Annotated in this window: 11 protein-coding genes; 8 read left to right on the top strand and 3 right to left on the bottom strand. The window is 38.7% G+C overall.

All coding sequences use genetic code 11. The features are described from left to right. Window positions 1-387, top strand: a 387-nt coding sequence (locus AC6F75_RS04830; protein WP_500713815.1) for an OmpA family protein, incomplete at its 5' end; no start/stop codon positions are given. Here AC6F75_RS04830 and prmC read toward each other — a convergent pair. Together prmC and AC6F75_RS04820 are read right to left on the bottom strand one after the other, a co-directional pair. Continuing rightward, the gene (prmC, locus tag AC6F75_RS04825) at window positions 384-1232 is read right to left on the bottom strand and encodes a peptide chain release factor N(5)-glutamine methyltransferase (RefSeq protein WP_500713814.1); all 849 of its coding nucleotides are present in this window, start codon (window positions 1230-1232) and stop codon (window positions 384-386) included. The genes AC6F75_RS04830 and prmC overlap by 4 nt on opposite strands. Further along, the gene (locus AC6F75_RS04820) at window positions 1229-1714 is read right to left on the bottom strand and encodes a GNAT family N-acetyltransferase (protein ID WP_500713813.1); all 486 of its coding nucleotides are present in this window, start codon (window positions 1712-1714) and stop codon (window positions 1229-1231) included. Before AC6F75_RS04820 ends, prmC begins: the two co-directional genes overlap by 4 nt. Before the next feature lie 47 nt (window positions 1715-1761). Here AC6F75_RS04820 and ribD point away from each other — a divergent pair, with 47 nt between their 5' ends. From ribD to AC6F75_RS04800, 4 genes are read left to right on the top strand one after another with little or no spacing between them, the layout of a single operon-like run. Beyond that, window positions 1762-2808 carry a bifunctional diaminohydroxyphosphoribosylaminopyrimidine deaminase/5-amino-6-(5-phosphoribosylamino)uracil reductase RibD gene (ribD, locus tag AC6F75_RS04815; RefSeq protein ID WP_500713812.1) on the top strand — a complete coding sequence of 349 codons (1047 nt, stop codon included), beginning with the start codon at window positions 1762-1764 and terminating at the stop codon, window positions 2806-2808. Next, entirely contained in the window at window positions 2801-3409 is a 609-nt protein-coding gene (locus AC6F75_RS04810; protein ID WP_500713811.1) for an HAD-IA family hydrolase, read from the top strand. Before ribD ends, AC6F75_RS04810 begins: the two co-directional genes overlap by 8 nt. Continuing rightward, a complete protein-coding gene (locus tag AC6F75_RS04805) occupies window positions 3406-4257 on the top strand; it encodes an EamA family transporter (RefSeq protein ID WP_500713810.1) in 852 nt (283 codons plus the stop codon). Before AC6F75_RS04810 ends, AC6F75_RS04805 begins: the two co-directional genes overlap by 4 nt. Window positions 4258-4260: 3 nt before the next feature. Further along, a complete protein-coding gene (locus tag AC6F75_RS04800; RefSeq protein WP_500713809.1) occupies window positions 4261-4872 on the top strand; it encodes a YigZ family protein in 612 nt (203 codons plus the stop codon). Here AC6F75_RS04800 and AC6F75_RS04795 read toward each other — a convergent pair. Next, window positions 4865-5284, bottom strand: a complete 420-nt coding sequence (locus AC6F75_RS04795) for a YbgC/FadM family acyl-CoA thioesterase (protein WP_500713808.1) — start codon at window positions 5282-5284, stop codon at window positions 4865-4867. The two genes, AC6F75_RS04800 and AC6F75_RS04795, sit on opposite strands and share 8 nt — an antisense overlap. A gap of 200 nt (window positions 5285-5484) precedes the next feature. On the opposite strand from AC6F75_RS04795, the gene dnaA reads away from it, so the two are divergent. The 3 genes from dnaA to AC6F75_RS04780 form a co-directional block, all read left to right on the top strand. Then, window positions 5485-6912: a chromosomal replication initiator protein DnaA gene (gene dnaA, locus AC6F75_RS04790; protein ID WP_500713807.1), complete on the top strand. Its 1428-nt coding sequence runs from the start codon at window positions 5485-5487 to the stop codon at window positions 6910-6912. Window positions 6913-6923: 11 nt separating this feature from the next. After that, complete coding sequence (locus tag AC6F75_RS04785; RefSeq protein ID WP_500713806.1) at window positions 6924-7382, top strand: arsenate reductase/protein-tyrosine-phosphatase family protein; 459 nt, start codon at window positions 6924-6926, stop codon at window positions 7380-7382. Window positions 7383-7455: 73 nt separating this feature from the next. Continuing rightward, window positions 7456-8237 (top strand): PQQ-dependent sugar dehydrogenase (locus AC6F75_RS04780; RefSeq protein WP_500713805.1); only part of this gene is annotated, 782 nt, incomplete at its 3' end.

The raw sequence follows: 8237 nt of genomic DNA, 5'->3' as shown, positions 1-8237 counted from the left end.
ATAAGCGGTGTTGTAAAAATCAACCTCAATGCTGATGTACTCTTTGATTTTGACCGATTTAATTTAAAAGAGGAGGCTCTGGAAACCCTTGACAGTCTTGCCTCCCAAATTGCTCGGGTGGGAATGGCAAAAATCATAGTGAAAGGGCATACAGACAATATTGGTTCCCACGACTACAACATTTATCTATCGCAACGCAGGTCAAGAAGTGTTTTAAACAGACTAAAAATAGGGCTAAAGGATAGAGGAATTTACGATTTTGAAAGTGAAGCTCACGGCTTTACAAGGCCCCGGGCAACCAATGAAAACGCCGAAGGCAGACAACTCAACCGGCGTGTAGAGATTATTGTTCTTCCCCACCGCGATTTTTACAAAAGAAGGGATTAGGTAAGTTTGGTGGCACTTACCATCCGGTTTTTTCCAAATACATCTTTATAAAGTCTCACATCTTTAAAACCAATGTTTTTTATTAATTGAACTGTCTCATCACCAAATGCCTCATTAATTTCAAAATACAATTTCCCGTTTTTGGTTAAATGTTTATGGGCAAGTTGGCTTATTTTTTTGTAGAAAAGCAAAGGGTCGTTGTCAGGAACAAACAGTGCGTTGTGTGGTTCGTAATTAAGCACATTGTCCTGCATTTTTTCCTTTTCGGCATTTAACACATAAGGAGGGTTGGAAACAATTATATCCCAGTTTTGATCAAATGTTTCTGTTTTGAGGATGTCTTTTTTGATAAATGCTACTTCCACCTGGTTTTGCATTGCATTTTGGCGGGCAATTTCCAGAGCTGCTTCCGAAATATCCAAAGCTGTAACTTGTGCCTCAGGTAGGTTTTTGGCGAGCGAAACAGCAATACATCCACTCCCCGTCCCAATATCCAGAATAGAGATTTTGCCTTTTGGGGCTTGCTTAATAATAAGGTCAACCAACTCTTCGGTTTCAGGACGCGGGATAAGCACTCCGCGGCTGACCTTGAATTTCATTCCGTAAAATTCTGTTTCACCCAATATGTATTGAATGGGAACGTGTTTTTCCAACTGATGTAGCGCACTGTCAAAAAGTGAACGCTCCTCTTCAGTGAAAATTCTTTTTAATTCCAAAGGGATTTCTGCACGTTTTAAATTGAGGTAACTTTCGCAAAGACAGTTGAAGAATGACGCCACTTCCTCTGCCGGATATTTTCCACCCAGTTGTGATTTAAAGAGATGTCTGAATTCGCTTAAGTTCATAAATTTTTAATCATCCAGACATTGCAGGAATAATGCCCGGTGTCACCCATAGGTTTGTCAAGGTTGGTAAAACCTTTTTTGTAATACAGCTTTCGGGCGTCTTTCATATAGGGCATGGTTTCCAGATAACATTGTTCAAAACCCAATTTGCGGGCTTTGTTGAGGCAAATATCCATCATTTCATTGCCAATTCCCCTGCCCCTGGCTGCGGGAGAAAAATACATTTTCTGTAGTTCGCACACATTGCCTTCAAAATTATCGAGTGGACTGATACCTCCTCCGCCAATGATGGCTCCGTTTTCTTCTACCACAAAATAGGCCTTGTTTTCGGTGTTGTAAGTTTCAAACATACAGTCCAGGCTTTTATCGGCATAAGCAGAGCCCACTTTTGGGACACCAAATTCAATCAAAACATCCCTGATTACACTGGCAATTTGCGGATTATCCTTTTGTTGAATGGGTCGGATAACATAAGTCTTCATTCGGTTAAATTGTAGTATTTTTGTTGTGTAAAGATAATGCAATTTTCTTGTCACAACATCAAAAATACATACAACGCTGCTTCGATTTAGCTCAAAATGCTTTGGGCAATACCTACCCCAACCCGATGGTGGGAAGTGTTGTTGTTTATGAAGATAGGATTATTGGTGAAGGCTGGCACAAAAAAGCCGGCGAAGCCCATGCCGAGGTCAATGCCATTGCTTCAGTGAAAGATAAATCGCTATTAAAAAAAGCAACCCTTTACGTAAGTCTGGAACCTTGCAGCCATTTTGGAAAAACACCACCCTGTGCAGACTTGATTGTGGCTCACAAAATCCCGAAAGTGGTGATTGGTTGTTTGGACCCCAATGAAGTTGTGGCCGGTCGCGGAGTAAAAAAATTATTAGAATCAGGTTGCAAAGTAAAAATCGGAATACTTGAAGAAGCATGCCAAAAACTCAACAAACGCTTTTTTACTTTTCACCAAAAAAAACGCCCTTACATCATCTTAAAATGGGCAGAAACTCAAGATGGTTTTATCGCACCAAAAGAGCAGTTAACTGGCGAGCCGTTTTGGATTACCGGCGATGCTTCAAAACAACTGGTTCACAAATGGCGCAGTGAGGAGCAGGCCATTTTAGTGGGCACCCAAACCGTTTTAAAAGACAATCCGCAATTGACAACCCGTTTGTGGGAAGGCAATCACCCTATTAGAATTGTTATCGATCAACATTTAAAAATAAAGCCTGATGCTGCCATTTTTGATGGTACTTCAGAAACCATCGTGATAACTTCAAACAAGCACAACTCATTTCCCGAGCTTCCAAAAGTAAAGTTTGAAGCCATTGATTTTGACAAAAATCTGGCTAAGAAAATCTGTGAAGTCCTTTTTAAACACAAAATACAATCTGTGATTGTTGAAGGCGGAGCAATGACCTTAAACACTTTTATAAATGCCGGATTGTGGGATGAAGCAAGGGTTTTTACCGGAACCCCTAAACTTAAAAGCGGTATAGCTGCTCCTAAAATCGGGAATACACCTCTAGAAAGTTTACAAATTGGTGACGACACTTTAAAAATGTATTACAATGATTAAGACCATACTTTTTGATTTTGGAGATATCTTTTTGAATCTGGACAAAGAAGCCACTTTTCGGGAATTGAAAAAACTGGGATTGAATGCGTTCAAACCGGAAATGGAGCAGTTGAATGCCGCTTATGAAAAAGGAGAACTCACATCAAACGAGTTTGTAGCATATTATCAGAAATGGTTTCCTCAGGCAAATAAACAAGATCTTGTGGATGCATGGAATGCTATCTTGCTTAATTTTCCAATACATAGAATTGAATTTATTGAAAATCTGGCAGCTGCAAAAAAACACCAATTGTTACTTTTAAGCAACACCAACGAAATTCACATTGATTGGGTAAAAAACAACATTGAATATTACGGGCGATTTAAAAACTGTTTTGAAAAATTCTATCTTTCACACGAAATTGGTTTGAGAAAACCCGATACAGAAGTCTTTGAGTTTGTATTGAATGATAACAATTTACAACCCGAAAATTTATTTTTTGTTGATGACACCAAAATGCACACTGACGCAGCGAAAAAGCTTGGAATTCAAGTGTGGAATTTAAACCCCAATACCGACGACATCACTGAATTGTTTAACAAACACCCGCATTTACTGTGATTTACCTTTTTTTCAGTGTACTTGTTTCCAGCCTGCTGTATGTGATTTTCAAACTGTTCAAGCACTATCAGGTAAATACCTTTCATGCCATAATCATCAATTATTTTGTGGCTTTTAGCTTTGGTTTTTTGATGTCAGACTCCAAGTTGAGTCCGACTGAAGTTACCTCAAGTGATTGGTTTCTCGGAAGTGTCTTTTTGGGACTGCTCTTTATTCTCATTTTTAATGTTATGGGAATCACGGCACAGCGCAGCGGGGTTGCCGTAACTTCTGTGGCTTCTAAAATGTCAGTAGTCATACCCGTTGTTTTCGGATTGATCGTTTACAACGAAAGCGTGGGTTTTTTAAAGATTATGGGAATTGTCCTGGCCTTGGTTGCGGTTTACCTCGCTTCGGTGAAAAGCAGGGAAGGCTTAAAATGGCGAAATATAATTTTTCCCATTTTGTTGTTTCTGGGTTCAGGAGTTATTGATACTTCGCTAAAATTTTTAGAAACCAATTACGTTTCCGAAACACAATTCTCCATTTTTTCGACCACAATTTTTGGGTTTGCAGCAATTTTTGGTGTGATTTTCTTTCTTCTAAAACCTAATAAAAAAATCCATTGGCGTAGTATTCTCGGCGGAATTGCACTGGGAATTCCCAATTACTTTTCTATCTTGTTTCTATTGAAAGCCCTTTCATCTGAAGGCCTGGAAAGCTCAATGGTCTTTACGGTAAACCATGTGAGTATAGTGATGTTATCCACTTTGGTGGGCCTGATTGCTTTCAGGGAAAAATTATTGCCCAAAAACTGGGTGGGTATCGGCTTGGCAATTATTAGTATTTTCCTGGTGATTTACACTTAACAAATGGAGCAAAAAGACACCTTTAAAACCATTTTAAAAACTTCTGAAGAAACTTTACTCAAGGAAAAGGGAAGTAAATTTTTTGGTTATGCCTTTCCGGTGGAAACCGAAGAAATGGCCATGAGTTGTCTTGAAAATGTCAGGGAAAAACACAAAAACGCACGGCATTTTTGCTATGCATACCAGCTGGGAACGGAGACTATTTACTTTCGTGCAAATGATGATGGCGAACCCTCAAACACTGCCGGAATACCCATTTACGGGCAAATACAATCCTTTGATTTAACCAATGTGCTGGTTGTAGTTGTACGTTACTTTGGCGGAACAAAACTGGGTGTCGGTGGATTGATTAGCGCCTATAAAAACAGCGCAAAAATAACACTGGAAGCTGCAGAAATCGTCGAAAAAACGATTGATTCAATTTACGAAATCCATTTTGATTATAAAAACATGAACAGGGTGATGCGAATCATCAAGGAAAAAAACATAAATATTATTGAGCAACAACTTGAGCTCGATTGCAAAATTGTGGTGTCAGCCAGAAAATCAATGTCAGGAAATTTAGAAGCTGCTTTTGAATCACTCTATGAAGTCATGATGAAAAAAATCACTTAGCATCAAAATCGATATGCTTGAGTTTTTCGATTAAATAATCAGGAGCTTTAATTAATTTGTTGGTAGCTTTATCAACAAATACCAAAGTGGTGGAACCGGTGGTAATGAGATCTTTTTTTTCGTTGAAAATTTCATAATTGAAGCCAATTCGTATTGTAGGAAGATACTGAAGCTCAGTCACAACTGTTAAAAGATCATCATATTGAGCAGACTGTTTAAATTTTACGTTCAAATCTACAACAGGAAGTATAATGCCGTTGTCTTCCATCCATTTGTATGAAATGCCCGATTTCCTGAGCCATTCAGTGCGTCCCATCTCAAAATACTGGGCATAATTTCCATAATAAACCACTCCCATTTGGTCGGTTTCAGCATATCTAACCCGCACTTGTAAAAAATCTTTTTTTAGCATTACTTTTTTTTGAAAGGGTACTTTTTTTTTGTATGTTTATACGGTCACAGTATGGGGAAAAAAAATTAAATATTCAATAGGCTTTCGGTTTTTTTTTTAAATAATTTGTTCACATATTTGCGATAACAAAAATCCAAGAGAAATTCATTTTCTCTTTTTTTTTCATAACTAACTAATTAATAAAAATCTCTAACCCCGGCATGAGTAAAACTGCGCAATCAGTTTGGACAAATTGTCTGTCTTTTATAGCGGACAACATTTCCCCACAAGCATATAAAACTTGGTTTGAGCCCATACAGGCTGTAAAGTTAACTGATAACGCGTTAAGTATTCAAGTACCCAGTAAATTTTTCTATGAATGGCTGGAAGAGCATTATGTGAAACTTTTAAAAGTTGCACTTATAAAAGAGTTGGGTGAAAACGCCAAGTTGGTTTATGTAATCAGAATGGAAAACACTTACGGGAACAAGCAACCTTTTACTGAAAAAATTCCAAGTACAAATCGTTCACAGGTCAGGGCTCAAGATGTTGATGTGCCTGTAAAAAATAAAAACCCCGAACTGAAAAACCCCTTTGTGATTCCGGGTATCAGAAATGTAAAAATTGAATCACAACTCAACCCCAATTACAATTTTGAAAACTTTTTGGAAGGCGATTCCAACCGTTTGGCACGCTCGGCGAGTCTTGCTGTGGCCAACAAACCCGGCGGAACTTCATTTAACCCTTTATTGGTTTTTGGAGGTGTTGGACTGGGTAAAACCCACCTCGCTCATGCCATTGGAGTTGAAATAAAAGATAAATATCCTGAAAAAACGGTTTTGTATATCTCAGCCGAAAAGTTTACGCAACAACACATTGAAGCAGTAAGAAAAAACAACCGAAATGATTTCATCCATTTTTATCAAATTATGGATGTGCTTATCGTAGATGATATTCAGTTGCTTTCCGGAAAATCAGGAACCCAGGATGTATTTTTTCACATTTTCAATCACCTGCACCAAAACGGCAAACAGGTTATTTTGACCAGTGACAAGGCTCCGGTGGATATGATAGATATTGAACAACGTCTCCTCTCGCGATTTAAATGGGGGCTTTCTGCAGAATTGCAGCAACCCGACTTTGAAACACGGGTTTCAATTATAAAAAACAAACTCTACCGAGACGGAGTGGACATGCCCGAGGAAATCATCGAGTTTCTGGCAAACAATATCAAAACCAACATTCGTGAATTGGAAGGAGCTATCATTTCATTGATTGCACATTCCTCTTTCAACCGCAGGGAAATTACTCTTGATTTGGCCCGTAAAATTGTGGACAATTACGTAAAGCACACCAAGCGAGAAGTATCCATCGATTACATTCAAAAAGTAGTGTCAGATTATTTCCAAATGGATGTGGACACCCTGCAATCCAAAACAAGAAAGAGACACATTGTCCAGGCACGTCAATTAGCCATGTTTTTTGCAAAAAAATTCACTAAGGCATCGTTGGCGAGTATTGGTTCACAAATTGGAAGAAGAGATCACGCCACGGTACTTCACGCTTGTAAAACTGTTGACAATTTAACTTCAACTGACAAGCAATTCAGAAAATATGTTGAAGACCTCAACAAAAAATTCACTCTATAAAACCAACTGCAATGAAGACACGCATCTTGGTGGTCTGTCTTGGCAATATTTGCAGGTCGCCTTTGGCTGAAGGAATTCTAAGGTCTAAACTCGACCCTGAAAAATTTCATATTGATTCTGCAGGAACCGGTCCCTGGCATGTTGGCGAACAGCCGGACCCGAGAAGTATAAAGGTTGCCCGTAAATTTGGTATTGACATTAGCTATCAGCGTGGAAGACAACTATCAACTGACGATTTCCATAATTTCGACCTGATTTATGTCATGGACAATGACAATAAACGCAATGTTTCAAACTTAGCACCAAACGAAATCGGCAAAAAAAAGGTCAAGCTGATTCTCAATGAACTTTTTGAAAATGAAAATGTCGATGTGCCTGACCCCTATTATGGGGATGACAGTGATTTTGAACTTGTTTTTAAACTTCTGGACGAGGCTTCAGAGATAATTTCCAAAAAATTAAGTCCTTAATTACTTTTCTAAAGTTTAGTTAAATCAGTCTGACTTCATTTCAATTACCTAAGATTTTAATTACATTAGTAAAATGAATCAAGAACTAATTGCTATGAGATTATTCTACATTATTGCATTTCTCTTCTTTTTTACATTGAATAATTTTTCACAAGACTTACAACTGGAACTCATAGCCAGTGGTTTTAGTTCGCCCCTGGAATTAAAGCATGCCGGTGACGACAGATTGTTTGTTGTTGAGCGTGGTGGGCAAATAAAAATTTTAAATCCTAACGGAAGTGTCAATCCCACTCCTTTCCTGAATATCTCTTCTATCATTACTTCAGGTGGCGAAACAGGACTGCTGGGGCTTGCTTTTCATCCGGATTATGCCAACAATGGGTATTTTTACGTTTATTATACAAACCTATCAGGCAACACACAAATTTCCAGATTTACTGTCAGTAGTAACCCTGATGTAGCAGATCCTTCATCAGAACTTCAAATGCTCAGTTTCAATCAACCCTTCTCAAATCACAATGGAGGTCATCTGACATTCGGTCCAGATGGAATGCTTTATATAGCGAGTGGTGATGGTGGCAGTGGCGGCGACCCGCAAAACAATTCACAAAACCTGACCAACCTATTGGGTAAGTTATTGCGTTTAGATGTTAACGCTGCGGCTCCTTATATACCTGTAGACAATCCGTTTATTAGCAATTCAACAGCACGAGATGAAATCTGGGCCTATGGATTGAGAAATCCCTGGAAATTCTCATTTGACCCGCTAACTGATGATTTGTGGATAGCCGATGTGGGTCAGAATGCTTGGGAAGAAATCAACAGAGAGGCGGCAACTGAAGCCGGATTAAACTA

The sequence above is a fragment of the Planktosalinus sp. genome, assembly GCF_059864935.1.
The sequence above is the reverse complement of the archived record's forward strand: the minus strand, read 5'-3'. Positions and strand labels throughout refer to the sequence as shown.